This is a genomic window from Burkholderia sp. SIMBA_051 (assembly GCF_046534915.1).
Lineage (GTDB): Bacteria > Pseudomonadota > Gammaproteobacteria > Burkholderiales > Burkholderiaceae > Burkholderia > Burkholderia ambifaria.
Genome location: NZ_JAWRXS010000011.1, coordinates 193620 through 216196, shown reverse-complemented (window position 1 = coordinate 216196; position 22577 = coordinate 193620). Strand labels below are relative to the sequence as shown.

Below are 22577 nucleotides of genomic sequence, written 5' to 3'. Positions count from 1 at the left end.
CGGCGTTCGTCAGTAAAATGAATTCAATATCGCCATTGATTCATATTTCTGATGAAAATCGATACGCTTGGTGTCCAGGCTTTCGTTGCGATCGCCGACGGCGGCAGCTTCAGGCAAGCCGCCGACACGCTGCACGTCACGCAAACGGCGATCACGCAACGGCTGCGCAAGCTCGAGTCGTTTCTCGGCGTCGCGCTGGTCGAGCGCACGACGCGCCGCACCACCCTCACCGAAATCGGCCGACGTTTCCTGCCGCAGGCGCGCCGCCTGCTGAACGAGCTGTCGGATGCGCTGACCGAAATCCGCGAGACGGGCCTCAGCCAGCGCGGCGACGTGACGATCGCGTGCGTGCCCACCGTCGGCGTGCAGTATCTCCCCCGCATTCTGCGCGCGTTCTCCGGGCACCGGCCGCACGATCGCGTGAAGATCCTCGATCACGCGTCGGCGTCGGTGCTGCAAGCCGTGCTGCGGCGTGAAGCGGAATTCGGGATCAGCATCGCCGGCGACCAGCATCCCGAACTTGTCAGCGTGCCGCTCACGCATGATCCGTACGTGCTCGTCTGCCGCGACGATCATCCGCTCGCGAAGCGGCGGCGGATCCGCTGGGCGGCGCTGCAGCCGCATCCGCTGATCTTCGCGGGTGAAGTGAGCGGCAATCGCGGGCTGCTCGACGGTGCACTGAAGACGAGCGGCGTGTCGCTGCATTCGTTCTACGAGGTGCAGCGCAGTTCGACCGCGCTCGGGCTTGTCGCGGAAGGTCTTGGCGCGGCCGTGGTGCCGAAGCTCGCGGTCCAGAAGAACGCGTATCCGATGATCCGCACGATCGAGCTCGTCGAACCGTCGGTGTCGCGCACGCTCGTGCTGGTCAAACGCAAGGCCGCGCAGTTGTCGCCCGCGGCGCAGGCACTGTACGACATGATCGTCGAGCGCGCGACGCCGGGGCGGTGAATCGAGCGATATCGCTCAAAGCGTCTTGACCATGAACACGCGCGCCGCACCCTCCGGCTCGCACGGCACTTCGCCGAATACCTCGTAGCCGTGCTTGCGGTAGAAATCCGGCGCCTGGAACGTGATCGTGTAAAGCACCGCGCGGGCGCAGCCGCGCCGCTTCGCCTCCGCTTCGGCCTCGCGCAGCATGCGGCTGCCGAAGCCGCCGCCGCGCAGCGATTCCGGCAGGTAGAAGAGATCGATGAAGAATAGGCCTAGCGACGTCCGCCCGGTGAGGCCACCCAATACCTCGCCGGTCGCGGGATCGGTCACGTAGACGTCGAGCGCCGCCGTATCGGCGCGGCCCGTCATCGCATGGTTGAATTCGCCGAGCTTGCGGCTGATGAAGTCACGGGCGGCCGGCTGCTCGGTGTCGGTCAGCTGAAGGGAAACAGCGGGATGCGCGGTCATGGAATGAAGGCGTGCGTGAATGGACGGCCGGATGTGCGGAGCGTCCGCAGCCGGTGTCGCACGACTATAGCGCGTCAGGCGTTTGCGCGACGCGAGGCGGGCTTGCGGGCGCGCTGACCACGCGTATGCGTCCGGCCCCGAGCGGCGCTTGCGACGTCCGCGGGGCTTACGTCAATCAGATCGATGATTTCGGAGCCGGAGGCGCGTATGCGAACGAGTCACAAGGCGGCAGCGACATCGTATGCTGTCTCGAGGTACCGCCGGGAAAGATACCTGGCACATCGGGATCGTGTACGACCTGACTCGCGAAGAGGCTCAACGAAATCGACCGAATGAAGTTTCCGAGACAGATATTCCGATACCCACACTGCCGGGCAAGCATTGCGGATAGGTCGCGTTCCACTTTCTTCCCGACAGGAAAATTGTCTCGCAATGGGTTGCTCGCCGGATCGGCGCGCATGTTCCGGACACCCGCTAGACTGGTGAATTTGATGGATCGATCGATGGAATCATGGACATATTGAGCGTGATGCGCCGTATCGTTCGCGAACCGATCGTGGTCGCCGTCGGGCTACTCGGTAGCGCGTGGTGGGTGCATGCTCAGATTCAGAGCTACGGCCCATACCGCGTCATCGGATACAACTTCGCTGATCGCAGTATCTACAGCGTCAACATTGACGGATTTGGTGCAGGTAACGTTCGCGCACACCAACCCGGTGGTGGCGGTGGAACCGTGTGCTGCATGGAAGTCCCGCGCAACAAGAAGACCTGGCACATCAAGCTTCGGTACGAATTGACGCCCGAGCAGTACAGGAACAACCTGCCTAACGACGTTTTCGAAACGGACATCGCCATTCCGCCGCTTCCCGACAAGCACGGCGGGTATATCGAGTTTTACTTCCGACCGGAACATAAGATCGAGGCGCGATGGGCGGCATCCCCGACAGATCCACGCAACCCGAATACAACGGGCAATGCGTTGCCTGCGAACTGAGCGGCAAGAACATCGACATGTTGAATTTTCTTCATCGCCTCATTCGCAATCCGATCGTCGTCGCTGTGCTACTGCTTGGCGGGGCATGGTGGGTACACGCGCAGACCGCCAGCTACGGTCCTTATCGCGTGATCGGCTACAACTACACGGATCGAAGCATTGCGCTTTTTACGATCGATGGCTTTGGAGCCGGAGGTTCCAACGCACATGAATCGGGTGGAGGTGGAGGAACGGTATGTTGCATGAGCGTGCCGCGAAACAGAAAGACATGGCATATCAAGATCGTCTACGAACTGACTCGGGAGCAGTACAAAAAAGATTTGCCGAACGATGTATACGAAACTGACATCCCTGTCCCCTCGTTACCCAATAGGCACGACGGATACATCGAATTCCATTTCCTGCCCGACCGCAAGATCGAAGCCAAATGGGTCGACTATCCGACCGATCCGCGCAACATGAATACAATGAACAAGGCTTCGTCCACGACGAACTGAGTGACAGGAACAACGATATGCTGAATTTTCTTCCCCGCCTCATTCGTCGCCCGATCGCGATCGCCGCGCTACTGCTCGGTGGTGCGGGGTGGGTGCATGCACAAACAGCGAGCTACGGGCCATACCATGTCATCGGTTACAACTATACCGACAGAAGCATCTACAGCTTCACGATCGACGGGTTTGGAGCAGGTGGTTCTACCGCCCACAAACCCGGGGGCGGTGGAAAATCCGTATGCTGCATGGACATACCACGCGGCAAAAAGATCTGGCACATCAAGATCGAGTACGAGTTGACTCAGGATCAGTACAAGAACAACTTACCGTCCGAGGTGTACGAAACGAACATTTCGGTACCGTCCTTGCCGAACAAATCCCAGGGATATATTGAATTCCACTTCCTCCCCGGTCGAAAAATCGAAGCACAGTGGGTCGACTATCCGACCGATCCGCACATCCCATTCGCCCGCCCGAACGCGGCAAACTAACGCAGCCGTCAGCTTGCCCGCATCAAGACCACGCCCAACACCGCGTCAGTTATACCCAAGAATCGCCACCGCCGCGACATCCGGCCGATCCATCGTACCGCCGACGAGCGACGTCATCGGCTCCTGCAGCACGGCCTGATACGACGTCACGCGCGCCTCTTCCGGCGAACCGGATTCGTCCCACATCGGCTCGTCGAATGCGTCGAGGCCAGTGAAAAACTGAGCTTGCGTTTGCGTAAAAGTCATCTCCACTCCTTTTGATATGTCATTGATGTTCTAATTCGCCTGCTTCAACGCCGCCGCATGCACCGTCGGCACGGATGCACCGTCATGCGCGGCCTCCGACCGCGCGAGCTGCGCGCGCGTGCGTCGCGTGATGTGAATCACCGCGAACACGACCGGCGCGATCAGCAGGCCTTCCGCCAGTTCGGGATCGACCGGCAGGTTCATCACGTGCAGCGTCTTGAACGCCGCGGTCGCAAGCGACAGCACGTAGTACGAAATGGCCGCCACCGACAGCCCTTCGACGGCGTGCTGCAAATGCAACTGATTGCGCGCCGTGCGCTCCATGCCGACCAGCAGCCGCGTCACGTCCTTTTCCTGCGCAAGATTCACGCGCGTACGCAGCAGGTCGACTGCTCGCGCGATCCGCGCGGCGATCTGCTCATGACGCGCCCACACGCTGCGGCAGGTTTCCATCGCCGGTGCGAAGCGCCGCTCCATGAATTCCGCGATCGTCGGCATCCCTTCGATGCGCTCCTCGCGCAATTCTTGGATGCGCGCCAGCACGAGCTTTTCGTACGCACGCGACGCGCTGAAGCGGCCGCCGGACCCCGACAGCGCTTCGACCCGCACCGCAAGATGCGTGAGCTTCACGAGCAGGGCCGCGTCGTCGCCGTCGGCGCCGCTCGCGTCCATCCGCTGCATCAGCGCATGCAGCGCCGCGTGAATCTCGTCGAGTTCGCGGCTCATCCGCCGCGCGACCGGCAACGCGAGCAGCGCCATCATCCGGTACGTCTCGATTTCATACAGACGCTGCAGCAGCCGCCCGCCCTGTTCCTCGCGGAAATCCTCGTCGACGACGAGAAAGCGCATGAAGCCGTCGTCGCGCACGTGCCAGTCGCAGAACACCTTGCCGCCGCCGAGCACGTTGCTGCCGACGAGCGCGGGCCCGTCGATCCAGCGGCGCAGGTCGCCGCACACGAGCCGCGCGGCATCGCCCGACAGCAACTCCATGCGCACCGCGACGAAGCGGATGCCCGCGAGCCGCGCGAACCAGGCGGCCGGGATCCCGTCGATCGCGAGATCGTCGAAATAGCCGGTGTCGCGACGCGGCGCGACGAACGTGAAGGTCGAGAATTCGGTGTGGCGCTCCCACTTCAAATGCCAGCCGCACGGCGACTGCACCGCGTAGTGGGTCGCGCCGTCTTGCGGCACGGCGATGCCGGTGTCGCGGCACAGCGCGTGCAGCAGCGTTTCGTGGATGTCGGGCTGGCCGTCGGTGTAGATCGCGTAATGCGTGAGCGATACGGCCTCGGCGAGCCGCAGGAATGGCCGGGCATGCAATTCGGCGGCCAGTGCGGCGCGCAACGGATGATCCATCATCGGTACACCACTCTTCCCTGTTCAACGCCGCATACCGGCACGCCGGCTTGATGGCCCAACCACATCGAACGATACGGCGGGCTCGATTCCACTATGGCAGACACATAGCGACAATAAAAACGCATAATGCTGATCGTTACGTTCAGTTTTCCTGATACCGATGAAGATGCTCGATCACGACGTGCTGGCCACCGTCGTCGCCGTCGCGGAAACCGGCAACATGACCCGCGCGGCCGAAGCGGTGAACCGCTCGCAGTCGGCCGTGAGCATGCAGATCAAGAGCCTCGAGGACGCGATCGGCCGGCCACTGTTCGTCCGCAAGCCGCGCAGCATCGTGCTCACGCGCGAAGGCGAGGTCTTGCTCGGATTCGCCAGACGAATGCTGGCGCTGCGCGACGAGGCGTGGGCGGCCGTGGTGCGGCCGGAAGTGACCGGTAAGGTGGTGATCGGCGTGCCGGACGACTATGCGTCGTCGCTGCTGCCGTCGGTGCTGAAGAAGTTCTCGGCGACCTATCCGAAGGTCGAGATCCAGGTGATCGGGCTGCCGAGCAGCGCGCTCGCGCCGCTCTTGAAGGAGGGCACCGTCGATCTCGTATGCGGCACGCGCATCAAGGGGCTGTCCGGCGACTTCATCCGCCACGAGCCGATGGCGTGGGCCGCGATGACGAACGGGCCGCGCGTTTGGGAAGAACGGCCGCTGCCGATCGCGGTGTTCATGCCGGGCAGCGTCGCGCGCGAGAACGCGATCCGCAGCCTCGAACGCGCGAAGCTGCCGTTCCGGACTTCCTATGAAAGCCCGAGCCTGCTCGGGTTGCTCAGCATGGTCGAGGCCGGCCTTGCGGTCGCGCCGCTCGCGCGCTGCGCGATTCCCGCGCAACTGTCGATGCTCGGCCGCTCGCACGGGTTGCCCGACCTGCCGCCGCTCGAGCTGATCCTCGCGCGCAGCACGAAATCGAAGCGCCCGCCCTGCGACTTTCTCGCGGATCAGTTGATGGAAGACCTGCAGCGGCAAACCGGCCAGGCCGGCGATGCCTGAAGCGCGGGCAGGCGTGCGCCGCGCGAACCGTCACGAATCGCCGGGCCGCGGATGGCCGGCCGCGAGCAACGCGGCGTTGACGATGCCTGCCACCGTGTCGACGAGCGCCTCGAGCGTGTCGCCGTGCACGTGCCGTCCGGCGGGCGGAACGCATTCGTTGCGTCGGCCGCCCCACTGCGACCCGGCCGTCACCGACAGCGTCGCGCCGAACCGGTTGCCGTGCCGTCGACCGAAGATGCCGACGCGCTGCTCGCCCATATACGCCTGCTCGGGCAGAAACAACCGGATCTCGACTGCAACCTGATCGGGATCGCCGGCACGCGTGTTCGCGTCGACGCCCGACTCGAATACCTTCGCGATGCGAAACGTCACATGCGAATCCCACGCGGCCAGCGGGCCGCCGGCCGCGTCGACGCGTTCGATGTCGACCGACCATTGATGGCGATCCGGCAACCGGATCGCTTGGCGCAGCAGCACGTCCGCCGCGCGAACCGTCACCAGCAACTGCCGCGCGAGCTGTCTGCTCGACGGCAGCGTCACCACGCGCACGCGACGGCTAGCGGGACGCGCGGTGTGTACTTCTTCCGTGAGGTACATGGATCCTCCTTGGCGAAGGCAGCGCCGCATTCGACGCGGCGCACAAACGTCCGCTGCGACCGGCCGGCGGAGCCCGGCGGCCGATAAAACGGCGACGAATCGACTGCAAGCAATCGGTGTTCCCGGCCTGACGAACCCAGTTTAGAAGGCACCGCATCAATACCGTGCAAAAAAACGGGGTTGCGGTGCAAAAAACGGCATGCGGGCTGCGCTGCCGGTGCCCGTCAACGCTGACAGGACCACCGCCCACGCTGCGCCGATACACTGTGTGCCGCCTCGATGTTCGGCGTCCGCGATGCCGGACCCCGCTTGCATCCGGCGAATTCAGCCCCGCCCCGATCCGATGGAGTCTCGCTTGAAACACCGGCACCTCACGCTGCTCGACGCACGACCCGACACTGGCCCCGGTTCAGGCAACGCGCTCCCGCAGGCGCACGCCCTGCAGCCGCGATGAGCGCCGGCCTGCGCAATGCGCGGATCGACATGCTGCGCGGCGTGTCGATGCTGCTCGTCCTGCTGCATCACTTCAACATTCCGTATTCGCTGCGCGACACGTCCATCGCGCACATGTTCGGCTGGGATGCCGTGCATGCGGTGGTCCGCAACGGCAACTACGGCGTGACGATGTTCTTCGCGATCTCCGGCTACCTGATCACGTCGAATGCACGCCGCCGCTGGGGCAGCCTCGGCGCGATAGACGTGCGCACGTTCTACATCTCGCGGATCGCGCGTATCGTCCCCTGCCTGCTCCTGCTGCTCGCCCTCGTCAACGCGCTGGCGGCAGCCGGCGTGCCGATCTTCGCGAACCACGCGCCGCAGGGTATCGCCGTGTCGTTCTGGCTCGTGAATCTCGCGTCGCTGACGTTCTGGATGAACGTGCTGATCGGCGCATACGGGTGGGTCAACTATGCACTCGGCGTGCTGTGGTCGCTGTCGGTGGAGGAGGTGTTCTACCTGTCGTTTCCGCTGCTGTGCATCGCGCTGCGCCGCGACGCGCGCCTGTTCGCGTTCTGGCTGGCGATCGCCGCGATCGGTCCCGTGTACCGCTTCACGCATGCGGGCGACGAAGCCGGGTTTCTGTATGCGTATTTCGCGTGCTTCGACGGCATCGCGATCGGCTGCTGCACGGCGTTGCTGGCCGGGCGCGCGGGCTGGCAGCGGCTGGCGGCCGCGCCCGTGCAATGGCTGACGGCGATCGCCATGACCGTGCTTTATCTCGCATGGCCGATTGCGCAAAGCCATGTGCTCGGCGTATCCGCGATGGCGCTCGGCACCGCCGTGCTGCTGATGGGCGCGCAGGCGCACGGCGAGCAAGCGCAGGCTCGCGTGCTCGCGCCGCTGCGCTGGAGCGGCCGGCTCAGCTACGAGCTGTACCTGTTCCACCTGATCGCGCTCGGCGCGCTGCGCACGGTGTGGCCGCCGTCCGCGATGCACGGCGACGACAAGCTCGTGTTGCTCGTCGCCTATCTGGTGTTGTCGGCTGCATTGAGCGCGGTCATCGCGCGCGGCTATGCGACGCCGCTCGATCGCTTCATCCGGCAGGCCGCGTCGCGACCTGCGGCACGCATGCCGGACGCTGCGGCATGAGCCGCATCCGGAAGCACTTGCAGGGTCGATGAAAGGAAGCGCGGTATCACACCGGCATCACGCCACCTCTCCGATGGCGGCGCGGCGCATCGTCACGATGCGCGCGGGCGGAATATTTGCCCACACGATCCGGCTGGCGTCGGCAACAAATGCCGGATCGCCCAGCGGATGACGGTCGGGTGAGCGCAGGTCGTAGGTGAACTGGATCATCACCCCGTCGACCGCCAGCACGCGCTGGCACTGGTTGACGATCGCCGTCACGGCTTGGCGCGGCAGCGTGCGCAGCGGCAGGCACGACACGATCGCGTCGACCCGCGCGTCGCTCGGCAGCAGCCGCTCGAGCTGCCGAGCGTCGCCCGACACGATCGAGATACCGGGAAAGCGCCGCCGCAGGTGCTGGACGAACGCCGGCGACCGCTCCACGACGACGAGGCGCCGCGGCGCGACGCCACGCTCGAGCAGCGCGGCGGTGATCGCGCCGGTGCCGCCGCCGAGCTCGACGACGAGCCCGTCGCCATCCGGCACCACATCGGCCATCTCGCGCGCCAGATGCCGCGAACTTGGGCACAACGCGCCCACCGCGGCCGGGCGGCCGACCCACTCGCGTACGAACAATGCCGAGACGCGCAACGCGTTCGGCCAGATCATCGGCCCACCTTGCGCGGTTGCGCGTTCAGCTTCGACGTGCCGATGAGCGTTGGAAACAGGGGTACGACGACATCGGGCATTTTCACGTGCATCCTCCTCGACAAATCGATCCGCCGCGGCGAAGCGGCGATCAATCGATTCTAGGAAACGCAAACTTAAGGCGACATGAAGATTGTGCCTGATTGCGCCATCGAGGCGGGTATGCCGCCGCCGAACACCCACTCAGCGGTCGACGCGCTGCTGAAGCTGCGCGGGGTAGCGCTCGCCGACGTGCTGCTGCGCGTGCGGGCCGCCGTCGCCGATCTCGACAACGCGCCGAACGACGCCGCGATCGCCCGCAACCGGTCATCGGGTCGGATCCGCCATCCGCCGGCCGCACTGCGACTGTTCGTGCAGGCCGTGCGCGAATGGACGGCTGCCGGGGGCGACACGTTGACCGACTGACGGTTCGCGCCGCCCCGCCACCTCACCGCAGGTTGGTCCGCGCCAGCTCGACGATCTCGTCGCCGCGCCCGCTCAGGATCGCGCGCAGCATGAACAGGCTGAACCCCTTCGCATGCGCGATCTCGATCTTCGGCGGCATCGCGAGTTCGTACTTCGACGTGACGACGTCGACGACCGCCGGCCCGTCGTGCGCGAACGCGGTGCGCAGCGCGTGCTCGACGTTCTCCGAATGCTCGACGCGCACACTGAAGATCCCCGCGCCCTTCGCGATCGCCGCGAAGTCGGTCGGGCTCAGGTCGACGTTCGTGTCGAGATAGCCGGCCGCCTTCAGCTCCATCGACACGAAGCCGAGCAGGCTGTTGTTGTAGACGACGATCTTGATCGGCAGGTTGAGTTGCCGCGCGCTCAGCAGATCGCCGAGCAGCATCGACAGCCCGCCGTCGCCCGACAGCGACACGACCTGCCGCCCCGGATGCGCGCCCTGCGCGCCGAGCGCCTGCGGCATCGCGTTGGCCATCGAGCCGTGATTGAACGAGCCGTGCAGCTGGCGCTTGCCGTTCATCGTCAGGTAGCGCGCGGCCCACAATGTGGGCGTGCCGACGTCGGCCGTGAAGATCGCGTCGTCGGCCGCGACTTCGTCGACGATCTTCGTCAGGTATTGCGGATGGATCGCGCGGCCCGGCGGCTCCGCCACCGCGAGATCGTCGAGCCCCTTTCGCGCGGCCGCGTAGTGCTTCAGCGCATTCTCGAGGAAGCGCCGCTGCGTCTTGCGCGTGAGGCGCGGCAGCAGCGCCGCGATCGTTTCCTTCACGGTGCCGACGAGCCCGAGCGCGAGCGGCGCGCGATGGCCGAGCTGCGAGCCCTTCCAGTCGATCTGCACGATCTTCGCGTTGGCCGGATAGAACGGGCGGTACGGGAAATCCGTGCCGAGCATCAGCAGCGTGTCGCACGATTCCATCGCGTGATAGCCCGAGCTGAAGCCGATCAGCCCCGTCATCCCGACGTCGAACGGGTTGTCCCATTCGACGAACTGCTTGCCGCGCAGCGCATGCACGACCGGCGCGCCGAGCGTGTCGGCCAGCGCGACCACTTCGTCGTGCGCGCCCTGCGTGCCGCTGCCGCACAGCAGCGTGACCGCGTCCGATGCATTGAGCAGCGCCGCGAGCCGGTCGAGATCGGCGTCGGCCGGCAGGATCGACGGCGGCGCCGATTCGCTCCACGCGGGCGCTTCTTCGGGGCCGTCGCCGAGCGCGATGTCGCCCGGCAGCACGATCACCGCGACGCCGCGTTCCTCGATCGCCGTGCGCATCGCGCGGGCGAGCACGCGCGGGAACTGGGACGCGTTGGTCACGAGTTCCGCGAAATGGCTGCATTCGCGGAACAGTTCCTGCGGATGGGTTTCCTGGAAGTAGCCGAGACCGATCTCGGTCGACGGAATGTGCGCGGCGATCGCGAGCACCGGCTGGTGATTGCGGTGGCAGTCGTACAAGCCGTTGATCAGGTGCAGGTTGCCGGGGCCGCAGCTGCCCGCGCACACCGCGAGCCGGCCGGTCGATGCCGCATCCGCGCCGGCCGCGAACGCGGCGCTTTCCTCATGGCGCGTATGCATCCAGCGGATCGAGCCCATCTGGCTCAGGCTGAATGACAGCCCGTTCAGGCTGTCGCCCGTCACCCCCCAGATGCGCTCGATGCCCGCTGCCGCCAGCGTCTTCGCCAGGTATTCCGCCATCGTCTGTCTTGCCATCATGCCCTCGCTCGTCGTTCGGTCGTTACACGATTGATCCGGCAACGGCAGCCGTCATCGCCGCTGACGGAACGAGCATACGCGATCGTTCGAAGCAACGTCGTGATGACGCAATCGTGCCCGGAAGCGCTGCCGTTCGCCCGTTTTTGGCGCTGTCGGGCAGGCGTCATCGTTGCGTCGCCAGCCGCGCCGGCAGGTCGATTCGCGCCCGGCCCCGGCCGGTTGGCGGCTCGTCGGGACGGCGAGTGCGAGTCGCGCCGCCGAAGCTACAACGGCAGCGCATGCGTCGACAGGATCTCCTTGAGCACCATGAACGAGCGCACCTGCCGCACGCCGGGCAGGTACAGCAGCTGTTCGGCGTGCAACCGGTTGAAGCTCTCGTTATCGCGCGTGCGCACCAGCATGAAATAGTCGAACTCGCCGGTCACCACGTGGCATTCGACGCACCCCGACACTTTCTGCGCGGCCTTCTCGAATGCGGCGAACGCCTCCGGCGTCGAACGATCCAGCACGAAGCCGATCACGACCAGCATCCCGGCACCGAGCGGCTTCGGATCGAGCAACGCGACGATGCCGCGGATCAACCCCATTTCCTTCAGCCGCTCGACGCGCCGCAAGCACGCCGGCGCGCTCAGCTTCACCTTCGCCGCGAGGCTCACGTTGGAGATCGACGCGTCCTGCTGCAGTTGCCGCAGGATCGCGCGGTCGATGCGATCGAGCGCCGGTGCGGCGTCGGCCGGCGATGCACTGCCTCGATCTAATTTCATTGCGTCATCCTCCCGCTCAACGAATCAAAATTGTCTAAGACGTTTCCGTATCGTCGATAACGTAGGCTACCGCCATTTATTTCGCAAGCTCATTTCCTGCGCTTCTGCCTATCATTTTTCTCATCGGAACACGGCCTGCCGGCCGCGCCCGAACGATCCGATTTCCCGCCCCGTCCACTGCCTTCCGGAGCCCGCCGATGAACCTGCAACGTTTCTCCCGTTATCCGCTCACGTTCGGCCCGACGCCGATCCAGCCGCTCAAGCGCCTGAGCGCGCATCTCGGCGGCAAGGTCGAGCTGTATGCGAAGCGCGAGGACTGCAACAGCGGCCTCGCGTTCGGCGGCAACAAGACGCGCAAGCTCGAATACCTCGTCCCCGACGCGCTCGCGCAAGGCGCCAACACGCTCGTGTCGATCGGCGGCGTGCAGTCGAACCAGACCCGCCAGGTCGCGGCCGTCGCCGCGCATCTCGGGATGAAGTGCGTGCTCGTGCAGGAACACTGGGTGAACTACGAAGACCCCGTGTACGACCGCGTCGGCAACATCCAGTTGTCGCGCATGATGGGCGCGGACGTGCGGCTCGTGTCCGACGGCTTCGACATCGGCATTCGCCGCAGCTGGGAAGAAGCGATGGAGAGCGTGCGGCAGGCGGGCGGCAAGCCTTACCCGATTCCGGCCGGCTGCTCGGAGCATCCGCTCGGCGGGCTCGGCTTCGTCGGTTTCGCGGAAGAAGTGCGTGCGCAGGAGGCGCAACTCGGCTTCAAGTTCGACTACATCGTCGTGTGCTCGGTGACGGGCAGCACGCAGGCGGGGATGGTCGTCGGCTTCGCGGCCGACGGGCGCGCGGATCGCGTGATCGGCATCGACGCGTCGGCGACGCCCGAGCGCACGCACGAACAGATCAAGCGCATCGCGCGGCACACCGCCGAACTCGTCGATCTCGGCAGGCCGATCACCGAAGCGGACGTGGTGCTCGACACGCGCTACGCCGGCCCCGAATACGGGCTGCCGAACGACGGCACGCTCGAAGCGATTCGCCTGTGCGCACGGCTCGAAGGCATGCTGACGGATCCGGTCTACGAGGGGAAGTCGATGCACGGGATGATCGACAAGGTGCGGCGCGGGGAATTCGAGCCCGGGTCGAAGGTGCTGTATGCGCATCTCGGCGGCGTGCCGGCGTTGAGCGCGTATAGCGGGATTTTTCGGGAGGGTTGAGGCGATCGGGCGGGGTTGCTCCATGAACTCATGGCTGTCCTGCAAAGCAGGCACCTGAACCTCCGAAGTTCGATCGATAGTGGCGCAATCCTCCTGCCGACCTGTCTGGCAAGCAGATACGACCAGCACGCATGCGGCCAAAACGGATCTACCGTGTGTCGAACGCTCCCTTTCGCCGAATCAACCGGGACACATACGCGCTCGCCAGCATCACCAGGAACCTGCTGTTGGTCGACAGATAGCGGCTCCACATCCAATGGATGCAGCGAAGCGGACTGGAATGGGCATTCCGTGTGATCCAGGCGACCGCCGCGTGCCCGGCGACACGATCGGCCGCCCGATCATCTTCGATCCCGGCCAGACGGCGCCGGCCCGTTCCTGCAAAGCGCCGGCCGCATTGCCACCGTCAACCTGCGCGATGTCATGACCACTGCATCGGGCCTGCCGTATGGCATGCCGATTTCCGTCGGCACACTTACCCGCATCAACCAGCACCAGCGTGCAGGACAGGGCGTGGCACGCCGCCCTCGCCGCCGTATTCGAGATACGGGCCGGCGCATCGAACATTGAACCAACTGGGCCCGCGCGGATGCTGCATATCGGTCCCGTCCTGATCCTCGGCGTCGTCACCCGGTCAGCGAATCGCATCAAAATTCAAAAAATCCGACAAAACCGACGAATCTTCGTACTTCGCTCGTACTTGTTCAATATTCACGGGCGGCACCGATCCGTAGCATCCCCGGCATATCAATCGACCGGGGCGGATATCCACGCACCGGCTCGCGCAGGCCAACGCATCCGAGGTGGAAAATCCGCTCAGTCCGCTCTGTCATCGCCTTACGCGGCGTCCGTGACGAACCCACACAGGCACACGCATCGCACGCTGTCCGCTCGCCATCGCTTCGCGGCCCGACCGGGCGGCGCGCCGGCCCGCTCACCCGTTCGGCGATCCGGGCGGCATGCGCGACCGGCGCCGCCCTTTCGCTGCACGGCGTGGCGCATGCGCAATTGCCGGGCGCGGGCCAGTCGTTGCGCGACGTCGAAACGGTTCGCCCGGCATTGCCGGCTCCGGCCGCGCCCGATCTTGCGATTCCGGCCCGGCGCGACGAGCCGGCCCCAGCCGCGTCCGAAGCAGGCCCGCGCGTGTCGGTCCACGCGTTCGACATCGAAGGCAACCGGGCGATCGACACCGCACGCCTGCGCACGCTGCTCGACGATCTCGTCGGCCGCGACCTGAGCTTCGCCGAGCTACAGCAGGCAGCCGGCCGCATCACCACCTATTACCGCGAACACGGCTACGTCCTGGCGCGCGCGTACCTGCCGCACCAGGACATCGAAAACGGCGTCGTGCGCATCGCCATCTCCGAAGGCCGCTACGGGCACATCGAACTGCATAACCGCTCGCGCGTGCTCGACGGCGTGCTGGGCCAGCCGCTCGGGGCATTGCAGCCGGGCGCCGTCGTGCGCGGAGCCGATCTCGAGCGCAGCCTGATGCTGCTCGACGAGCTGCCCGGCGTCGATGCGCGAGGCACGCTGCGCGCCGGCGCTCAGCCCGGCACGACCGATCTCGTGATCGACGCGGAACGCGGCCGATTCGCCACCGGCTCGGTGGAACTCGACAATTTCGGCGATCCGCTCACGGGCCACTATCGCGCAACCGGCAGTCTCACCGTTAATTCGCCGCTGACACTCGGCGATCAACTCACGCTGCGCGGGCTGACCAGCAATACGAACCAGCGTTACTACCGCGCGGCTTACCAGCTCCCGGTCGGCCCGGCGTCGACACGGGTCGGCGTCGGCTATTCCGAAATGGCCTATCGGCTCAACGGCACGTTCCGGCCGTTCGGCTATCACGGTCGCGCGAGCGTCCAGAGCGCGTTCGTGACGCAGCCGCTGGTGCGCACTCGCCGCGCGAACGTCACCGCGCAAGTGCTCTACGAAAACAAGAACCTCCACGACGACTACGGCGTATTCGAATTCGTCGGCGACAAGAACGTGGGCCTGTGGTCGTTCTCCGTCAGCGGCTACAACGAAGACGACGCATTCGGCGGCGGCCGCAATTCGTTCTCGGCCACGTTGGGCGTCGGCCGCATGCGCGGCAACGATCCGCTTGAAATGAATACCTTCGCGAAGACGCACGGCAGCTTCACGAAGCTGAGCCTGAATGCGCTGCGCCTGCAAGCGCTCGGCGCCCGGTTCCAGTTCTATACACAGTTCAGCGCACAGCTCGCATCGCGCAATCTCGACGCATCGGAGAAATTCACCCTCGGCGGCCCCTACGGCGTGCGCGCCTATGCCCTCAGCGCGGGCAGCGGAGACCAGGGCTGGCAGGCCACGGCCGAGCTTCGCTACCTCGCCGCGCCGGGCTGGCAACTGAGTACGTTCGTCGACACCGGACGGATGCAGATCAACAAGCAGCCATGGCGCAGCAACGAGCTCAACACGCTGCAGCTTTCCGCCACGGGTGTCGGACTGACCTGGTATGCCGCGAAGAGTCAGGTCAGCCTGACGGCAGCGTGGCCGCTCGGTACGGCCGACGACGTACCCACGGTCACGCGAGGGCCCAGCGTCTGGTTACAGGCCGCGCAGTATTTCTGAGCGGCCGCAAGAGCTGTCCGGCGACGAGCCTCACTCCGCCGGATAGTAGTGTCGGGCGGCCTCAACCGGGCCGGCCTCACTCCGAACGGGCGATCATTTACGACCGCCTCCATCGATTCATCAGGTATGCAGATCATATCCACACACATACCGAATCGATTCAACCATGAGGAAACAAGAACGATGAACAAGACCTATGCACTGGTATGGAACCAGACGCAGCAATGCTGGACCGCGGTCGGGGAAACCGCGCGACGTCGTGGCAAGACCGGTAGCGGCAAGCGTCTCGCCGCCGCCACCGCCTCGCTGCTCGGCCTCGTCGCCCTGCCCGCCTTCGCGCTGCCTTCCGGCGAAGCCATCACCTCCGGCAAAGCCGACATCGTGCGCACCGACGACGGTCGTACGATGAACATCAACCAGCACTCCGACAAGCTCATCACCAACTGGCAGGACTTCAGCGTCGCCAACGGCGAGCGCGTCTCGTTCCACCAGCCCACCGACAAGTCCCTCGCGCTGAACCGCGTGATCGGCGGCAATGGCAGCCAGATCGACGGCCAGATCTCCGCCAACGGCCGCGTCTTCCTCGTCAACCCCAACGGCGTGATGTTCGGCGCCGGCGCCCAGGTCAACGTCGGCGGCCTCGTCGCATCGACCCAGAACCTCTCCGACGCCGACTTCCTCGCCGGCAACTACCGCTTCTCCGGCGCGTCGAAGCAGGCCGTGATCAACCACGGCACGCTCACCGCCGCCGACGGCGGCAGCATCGCGCTGCTCGGCGCGCGCGTGACCAACAACGGCGTGATCCAGGCCAAAATGGGCAGCGTCGCACTCGGCGCCGGCAACGCATTCACGGTCAACTTCGACGGCAACGGCCTGCTCAACGTGCAGGTCGACGGCGGCGCGGTCGACGCACAGGCCAGCAACGGCGGCCTGCTGAAGGCCGACGGCGGCCAGGTACTGATGACCGCGCGCGCGGCGGGCAATCTGCTCGACTCGGTGGTCAACAACACCGGCACGATCGAGGCACGCGGCCTGAACGCGCGCGGCGGCAAGATCACGCTCGACGGCGGCACCGTGCAGGTCGGCGGCAAGCTCGACGCGAGCACGGCCGAATCCGGCGCGCCGGCCGGCTCGGTCACGACCCGCGGCGAACGCGTGAACGTCGCGGGCGACGCGCAAGTCGATACGCGCGCAGGCAACGGCGCAGGCACGTGGACGATCGAAGCTGCCAACGCGGGGGTGGGCGGCGCCGACCAGTCGATCGCGGCCGACACGCTGTCGCGCAACCTCGGCACGACCAACGTCGCACTGACGAATACGCGGCAGGACCTGACGGTCGGCGGCCCGGTCGCGTGGAACAGCGACAACGCGCTCACGCTGACGTCGAAGAACGGCAGCGTCGATCTCCAGCAGGCCATTGCCGCAACCGGCGACAACGCCAGCCTGTCGGTCAACGCCGCGAATCGCATCGACGTGAAGGATGCCATCAAGCTGACCGGTCGCCACGCGCATCTCGAACTGAATTCGCGCAACGGTCACTCGCTCTCCAACGACAAGGCCGTCGTGACGCTGTCCGGCCAGAACGCGTCGTACAGCTCGAACGGCCAGGACTACAAGGTGCTGCACACGCTCGACGACCTGCGCAACGTCGACACGAACCTGAAGGGCCGCTACGTGCTCGGCAATGCGATCGACGGCGCCAACGCAAACTTCCGCAGCATCGGCGGCAATCGCTACTTCACCGGTGCGTTCGACGGTCTCGGCAACACGCTCAGCCGCCTGAACGTCACGAACCCCGGCAATATGGCGGTTGGTCTGTTCGCGATGAACATTGGATCGATCGAGAACCTGAAGCTCGATGCCATCACCGCGAGCACGACCGCGGGCGCCTACAGCCCCATGCTCGGCGGCCTCGTCGGCATCAACATCGGCGGCCTGATCCGGAACGTCGATGCGAAGAACATGACCGTCGCCAACAACGCCGGCGAGTACGGCATGGTAGGCGGCCTCGTCGGCCTCAACCGCGACGGCACGCTCGACAACCTCCGCTTCGACGGCCGGGTGTCCGGGCGGCCGGAAACGCTCAGCATCGGCGGCCTCGTCGGCGAGAACACGGGCAAATCGACCATCACGAACAGTCACGCCAACGTCGACATCTCGCTCGCGCATGCCAGCTATCCCGCAGCCAATGCGCAAAGCATCGGCGGGCTCGTCGGCAAGAACAGCGCGACCATCGAGAACTCGTCCAGCCGGGGCCGGGTGGACGGCGGCGGCTACATGAACGTCGGCGGCCTCGTCGGCAGCAACTACGGCACGCTGTACAACGTGTCGGCCAACGTCACGGCGTCGGGGGGCCCGGGGAGCAGTATCGGCGGCCTCGTCGGACGCAACTTCGGCACGATCGAACACGCGACGGCAAGCGGCAAACTGTCGGCGAGCGGCAACTACACGACGCCTCTCTCGATGATTGGCGGCCTCGTCGGCGTCAACGAAGCCAAGGGGCGCATCGAGTACGCGTCGTCGTCGGCAACGATCGCCGGCACCCAATCGGCTGTCGGCGGCCTCGTTGCCGCCAACTATGGCGCGATCCGTCATTCGACGTCGACGGCGACCTTCACCGGTAATTTGCCGTTCGTCGGCGGTCTCGTCTGGTTTAACGACGGCAGCATCGAATCGAGCTCGACCTCCGGGCCGGCTGCCAACGTCATGACGATTGGCACCAATAGCCCGAACGGCACGATCGACGGCAAGAAGATCATGGGCCCCGTGAAGTAACGCCCCCGACCCGCAGTCAGCGGCATGGGTTCGCGGTTCATCGCGAATCCGTGCCGCCCCCTCGATCTGCCGGCCGTTCTTCTTGTCGCTGCGCACTGGCGAAAACCCGTCGTACCCCTAAACCAATTGTTTCGACATCCGGGGCGCGCCGGCCCTCGTCGAGCGATCGACTTCGATCCTCTATTCGAAAAATGCCAAATCGTTTCACCCACCCAACGTTAAGGAAACGAGAACGATGAACAAGACCTATGCACTGGTATGGAACCAGACGCAGCAATGCTGGACCGCGGTCGGGGAAACCGCGCGACGTCGCGGCAAGACCGGTAGCGGCAAGCGTCTCGCCGCCGCCACCGCCTCGCTGCTCGGCCTCGTCGCCCTGCCCGCCTTCGCGCTGCCTTCCGGCGAAGCCATCACCTCCGGCAAGGCCGACATCGTGCGCACCGACGACGGTCGCACGATGAACATCAACCAGCACTCCGACAAGCTCATCACCAACTGGCAGGACTTCAGCGTCGCCAACGGCGAGCGCGTCTCGTTCCACCAGCCCACCGACAAGTCCCTCGCGCTGAACCGCGTGATCGGCGGCAACGGCAGCCAGATCGACGGCCAGATCTCCGCCAACGGCCGCGTCTTCCTCGTCAACCCCAACGGCGTGATGTTCGGTGCCGGCGCCCAGGTCAACGTCGGCGGCCTCGTCGCATCGACCCAGAACCTCTCCGACGCCGACTTCCTCGCCGGCAACTACCGCTTCTCCGGCTCGTCGAAGCAGGCCGTGGTCAACCACGGCACGCTCACCGCCGCCGACGGCGGCAGCATCGCGCTGCTCGGTGCGCGCGTGACCAACAACGGCGTGATCCAGGCCAAAATGGGCAGCGTCGCGCTCGGCGCCGGCAACGCCTTCACGGTCAACTTCGACGGCAACGGCCTGCTCAACGTGCAGGTCGACGGCGGCGCGGTCGACGCACAGGCCAGCAACGGCGGCCTGCTGAAGGCCGACGGCGGCCAGGTACTGATGACCGCGCGCGCGGCGGGCAATCTGCTCGACTCGGTGGTCAACAACACCGGCACGATCGAGGCACGCGGCCTGAACGCGCGCGGCGGCAAGATCACGCTCGACGGCGGCACCGTGCAGGTCGGCGGCAAGCTCGACGCGAGCACGGCCGAGTCCGGCGCGCCGGCCGGCTCGGTCACGACGCGCGGCGAACGTGTGAACGTCGCAGGCGACGCGCAAGTCGATACGCACGCAGGCAACGGCGCAGGCACGTGGACGATCGAAGCTGCCAACGCGGGGGTGGGCGGCGCCGACCAGTCGATCGCGGCCGACACGCTGTCGCGCAACCTCGGCACGACCAACGTCGCACTGACGAATACACGGCACGACCTGACGGTCAGCGGCCCGGTCGCGTGGGACAGCGACAACGCGCTCACGCTGACGTCGGCCACGGGCGACGTGAACCTGCACAACAACGTGTCCGCATCCGGGAACGCTGCGCGCCTGCAGGTGAACGCCGCGAAGCAGATCCGGATCGACGACGCGGTCAGCCTCACCGGTCGCCACGCACATCTGGAACTGAATGCGCGCGATGGCCATACGCTCTCGAACGACAAGGCCGTCGTGACGCTGTCGGGCGAGGACGCGTCGTATCGCTCGAACGGCGAGGACTACACGGTGCTGCATACGCTCGCCGACCTGCGCAACGTCGACACGAACCTGAACGGCCGCTACGTGCTCGGCAATGCAGTCGACGGCGCCAACGCGAAATTCCGCAGCATCGGCGGCGACAACGCGTTCTCCGGCGTGTTCGACGGGTTCGGCAACACGATCCAGCGGCTGTCGATCTACAACGGCACGGCGAACGTCGGGCTGTTCGCCGCCAACACGGGGCAGATCGCCAATCTGGCGCTCCGCGACATCACGGCAACGGCGGGCGGAACGGGTGGCACCGTCGGCGCGCTGGCGGGCTACAACACCGGCACCGTCACGAACGTCGCCGCACACGACGTGTCCGTTCATGCCTACAACCTCTCGGCCGCAGGCGGCCTCGTCGGCGCGAATCGCGGCGGCACGCTCGAGCACGTCAGCGCGTCCGGGCAGGTCTATGGCGATAACAATACGGCGTCGCTGGGCGGCCTCGTCGGCGAAAACGTCGGGCAGAACGGCAAGGTCGCGACGATCCGCGACGGCCATGCGAACATGCGCGTCACCGTCGACGGCACCGGCACGGCAGGCGGTCTCGTCGGCGACAACGACGGCCTGATCGACGCCTCGTCCAGCGCCGGAAACGTGATCGCGACGGGTGACTCCGGGATGGCGGGCGGTCTGGTCGGCATCAACGAAGGCAACGGCGTCATTTCCAACTCGTCGTCCCGTTCGTCCGTCACGGCGCGCAACAACGCCGGCGCGGGCGGCCTCGTCGCGCTCAACTTCGGCGCCGTTCGCAACGCCCAGGCAAGCGGCAAGGTCACGGTCGGGAACGATGGCGTCGCGGGCGGATTCGCCGGCTACAACTTCGGCGAAATCGACGCGTCGAGCGCCGACGGCGATGTGGTGGCAGGCGATCGCGCACGGGTCGGCGGCTTCGCCGGCTCGAACAGCAGCACGATCGGCGCGTCGCAGGCGCACGGCAACGTCTCGGCGGGCCGTTCGAGCAGTGCCGGCGGCTTCGTCGGAAACAACACCGGCATGCTCGATACGGCAACCGCGACGGGCAACGTCAACGCAGGCGACGACAGCAAGGCCGGCGGCCTCGCCGGCATCAACACGGCGCAGATCCATGCGGCACAGGCGCACGGCAACGTGACGACCGGCCGCCGCTCGTGGGCCGGCGGTCTGGTCGGCTGGAACAGTGGCAACCTCGATACGGCATCGGCCGAAGGCAGCGTCAACGCGAACGACGACAGCATCGTCGGCGGGCTTGCCGGCTTCAACCGGGGCAAGATCGACGCGTCGCGCGCAACCGGCAACGTGCACGCGGCCAACCGCAGCTCGGCCGGCGGGCTCGTGGGCACGAACGACGGCGGCACCATCAACGCGTCGCGTGCATCCGGCACGGTTCTGGCCGGCGACAACGGCCTCGTGGGCGGCCTCGCGGGCGACAACCGCGGCACGATCCGGCAATCCCAGGCATCGGGCGACGTGACGACGGGGAACAACGGCGAGGCCGGTGGGCTGGTCGGCCACAACACGGGCACGATCGCCGCGTCCTCCGCAACGGGCAAGGTGCGAGCCGGCCGGTCGTCGTCTGCGGGCGGACTGATCGGGATGAACGCCGGACAGGTGACGCAATCGAAGGCCGCCGGTAACGTCGAAGCGGGCGCAGACAGCGCGGTTGGCGGGCTGGTCGGCCAACTGGCCGGCACCGTCACCGACTCCAGTGCCACCGGCAACGTTCATGGCGGCGATTTCAGCCACGTGGGCGGCTTCGCCGGCAAGCACTACGGCACCATCCTGCGCGCGTCGTCGAGCGGCACGGTGTCGGGCGGCGTCTCGGCGACGCTCGGCGGGCTCGCCGGAAGCAGCTTTGGCTACATCGGCCAATCGTCGACCGGCAGCCGGATCGTGGTCGCGGCGAACGCCGGCCAGAACTACGGTGCACTGGTAGGCTTCAACGCGGGCACGCTGATCGGCAACACCGCGTCCCAGCGCGATCCGTCGATGCCGCTCGTCGGTTCGGGCCGCAAGCCGATCAACTGATCGACGAAGACCGCGGAAGTCGCATGATGCGCAACTGAATCATGCCGGCTTCCGCGGCTCCTTCGTCGATCGGAAAACCATCCGATTGCACAGTGTCGGGCAACGGCGTACGACCCGTCTGCCCGACATGCGTGCCTCGCCACGCCTGCTCGTCGCATCGATCACGAATCGCTGTGTCCCGGCTTCTGCCCCGCCGTGTCCAATATCGCCCGCCCGGACAGGTGTCGATAATCGACCCGGAATCGTCAGGCAGCGCGCCACCGCCCGACGCGACATCGAACGATGGCCCGTCAGCCTTTGTCCGCGGTCAGCCGGTCGAGCGCCTGTCTCATCCGGTCCCGGAAATCCGGCCAGTGCGCGCCGAGCGCATCGAGAGCCCGGTCTTTCCCGGCCACGGCCTCCATCGCCGCGCAGGCATCGCGCGCCACCGTGTCGCCCACCAGCGCGAAGCCGCCTCGTAGCGAATGCAGTTCGATCCAAATCGGATCGAG

General features: G+C 66.1%; 19 protein-coding genes. 11 read left to right on the top strand and 8 right to left on the bottom strand.

Annotation, left to right across the window (positions count from 1 at the left end; all coding sequences use genetic code 11):
* The first annotated feature begins 51 nt into the window (after positions 1-51).
* Positions 52-948 (top strand): LysR family transcriptional regulator, encoded by an 897-nt coding sequence (locus SB771_RS26045; RefSeq protein WP_006749418.1) that lies wholly within the window; start codon positions 52-54, stop codon positions 946-948.
* Between the two features lie 15 nt (positions 949-963).
* On the opposite strand, the gene SB771_RS26040 is transcribed toward SB771_RS26045, so the two are convergent.
* Positions 964-1398 (bottom strand): GNAT family N-acetyltransferase, encoded by a 435-nt coding sequence (locus tag SB771_RS26040; protein WP_175659803.1) that lies wholly within the window; start codon positions 1396-1398, stop codon positions 964-966.
* Positions 1399-1909: 511 nt separating this feature from the next.
* Between SB771_RS26040 and SB771_RS26035 the strand changes: the two genes are divergently transcribed.
* The 3 genes from SB771_RS26035 to SB771_RS26025 are packed head-to-tail and all read left to right on the top strand — an operon-like array spanning position 1910 to position 3377.
* Positions 1910-2392, top strand: a complete 483-nt coding sequence (locus tag SB771_RS26035; protein WP_175659804.1) for a DUF3304 domain-containing protein — start codon at positions 1910-1912, stop codon at positions 2390-2392.
* Between the two features lie 17 nt (positions 2393-2409).
* A complete protein-coding gene (locus tag SB771_RS26030; RefSeq protein ID WP_175660138.1) occupies positions 2410-2889 on the top strand; it encodes a DUF3304 domain-containing protein in 480 nt (159 codons plus the stop codon).
* A 17-nt stretch (positions 2890-2906) separates the two neighbouring features.
* Positions 2907-3377: a DUF3304 domain-containing protein gene (locus SB771_RS26025; protein WP_175659805.1), complete on the top strand. Its 471-nt coding sequence runs from the start codon at positions 2907-2909 to the stop codon at positions 3375-3377.
* A gap of 45 nt (positions 3378-3422) precedes the next feature.
* On the opposite strand, the gene SB771_RS26020 is transcribed toward SB771_RS26025, so the two are convergent.
* Together SB771_RS26020 and SB771_RS26015 are read right to left on the bottom strand one after the other, a co-directional pair.
* Positions 3423-3623, bottom strand: coding sequence for a hypothetical protein (locus SB771_RS26020; protein ID WP_175659806.1), 201 nt, complete (start codon positions 3621-3623; stop codon positions 3423-3425).
* Between the two features lie 30 nt (positions 3624-3653).
* Positions 3654-4982 carry a DUF3422 family protein gene (locus SB771_RS26015; protein ID WP_175659807.1) on the bottom strand — a complete coding sequence of 443 codons (1329 nt, stop codon included), beginning with the start codon at positions 4980-4982 and terminating at the stop codon, positions 3654-3656.
* Positions 4983-5142: 160 nt separating this feature from the next.
* Between SB771_RS26015 and SB771_RS26010 the strand changes: the two genes are divergently transcribed.
* Positions 5143-6018: a LysR family transcriptional regulator gene (locus tag SB771_RS26010; protein WP_012365223.1), complete on the top strand. Its 876-nt coding sequence runs from the start codon at positions 5143-5145 to the stop codon at positions 6016-6018.
* Between the two features lie 30 nt (positions 6019-6048).
* Here the strand turns inward: SB771_RS26010 and SB771_RS26005 are convergent, their stop codons facing one another.
* Positions 6049-6615: a hypothetical protein gene (locus SB771_RS26005; protein ID WP_175659808.1), complete on the bottom strand. Its 567-nt coding sequence runs from the start codon at positions 6613-6615 to the stop codon at positions 6049-6051.
* Positions 6616-7065: 450 nt separating this feature from the next.
* On the opposite strand from SB771_RS26005, the gene SB771_RS26000 reads away from it, so the two are divergent.
* Positions 7066-8202, top strand: a complete 1137-nt coding sequence (locus SB771_RS26000) for an acyltransferase family protein (protein WP_175659809.1) — start codon at positions 7066-7068, stop codon at positions 8200-8202.
* Between the two features lie 57 nt (positions 8203-8259).
* On the opposite strand, the gene SB771_RS25995 is transcribed toward SB771_RS26000, so the two are convergent.
* A complete protein-coding gene (locus tag SB771_RS25995; protein ID WP_105833681.1) occupies positions 8260-8850 on the bottom strand; it encodes a class I SAM-dependent methyltransferase in 591 nt (196 codons plus the stop codon).
* Between the two features lie 201 nt (positions 8851-9051).
* On the opposite strand from SB771_RS25995, the gene SB771_RS25990 reads away from it, so the two are divergent.
* Complete coding sequence (locus SB771_RS25990; protein WP_175659810.1) at positions 9052-9294, top strand: hypothetical protein; 243 nt, start codon at positions 9052-9054, stop codon at positions 9292-9294.
* Between the two features lie 22 nt (positions 9295-9316).
* Here the strand turns inward: SB771_RS25990 and poxB are convergent, their stop codons facing one another.
* Together poxB and SB771_RS25980 are read right to left on the bottom strand one after the other, a co-directional pair.
* Entirely contained in the window at positions 9317-11038 is a 1722-nt protein-coding gene (gene poxB / locus SB771_RS25985; RefSeq protein ID WP_175660139.1) for a ubiquinone-dependent pyruvate dehydrogenase, read from the bottom strand.
* Between the two features lie 266 nt (positions 11039-11304).
* A complete protein-coding gene (locus SB771_RS25980) occupies positions 11305-11805 on the bottom strand; it encodes an Lrp/AsnC family transcriptional regulator (protein ID WP_011660086.1) in 501 nt (166 codons plus the stop codon).
* Between the two features lie 197 nt (positions 11806-12002).
* On the opposite strand from SB771_RS25980, the gene SB771_RS25975 reads away from it, so the two are divergent.
* The 4 genes from SB771_RS25975 (at position 12003) to SB771_RS25960 (ending at position 22086) form a co-directional block, all read left to right on the top strand.
* Positions 12003-13019, top strand: a complete 1017-nt coding sequence (locus SB771_RS25975; RefSeq protein ID WP_175659811.1) for a 1-aminocyclopropane-1-carboxylate deaminase — start codon at positions 12003-12005, stop codon at positions 13017-13019.
* Between the two features lie 993 nt (positions 13020-14012).
* Positions 14013-15617, top strand: a complete 1605-nt coding sequence (locus SB771_RS25970; RefSeq protein ID WP_244096746.1) for a ShlB/FhaC/HecB family hemolysin secretion/activation protein — start codon at positions 14013-14015, stop codon at positions 15615-15617.
* Between the two features lie 183 nt (positions 15618-15800).
* A complete protein-coding gene (locus SB771_RS25965; protein WP_175659812.1) occupies positions 15801-18392 on the top strand; it encodes a GLUG motif-containing protein in 2592 nt (863 codons plus the stop codon).
* Between the two features lie 235 nt (positions 18393-18627).
* Entirely contained in the window at positions 18628-22086 is a 3459-nt protein-coding gene (locus tag SB771_RS25960) for a GLUG motif-containing protein (RefSeq protein WP_175659813.1), read from the top strand.
* Positions 22087-22376: 290 nt separating this feature from the next.
* Here SB771_RS25960 and SB771_RS25955 read toward each other — a convergent pair whose 3' ends face one another.
* Positions 22377-22526 carry a hypothetical protein gene (locus tag SB771_RS25955; protein ID WP_165752387.1) on the bottom strand — a complete coding sequence of 50 codons (150 nt, stop codon included), beginning with the start codon at positions 22524-22526 and terminating at the stop codon, positions 22377-22379.
* Positions 22527-22577: the final 51 nt, after the last annotated feature.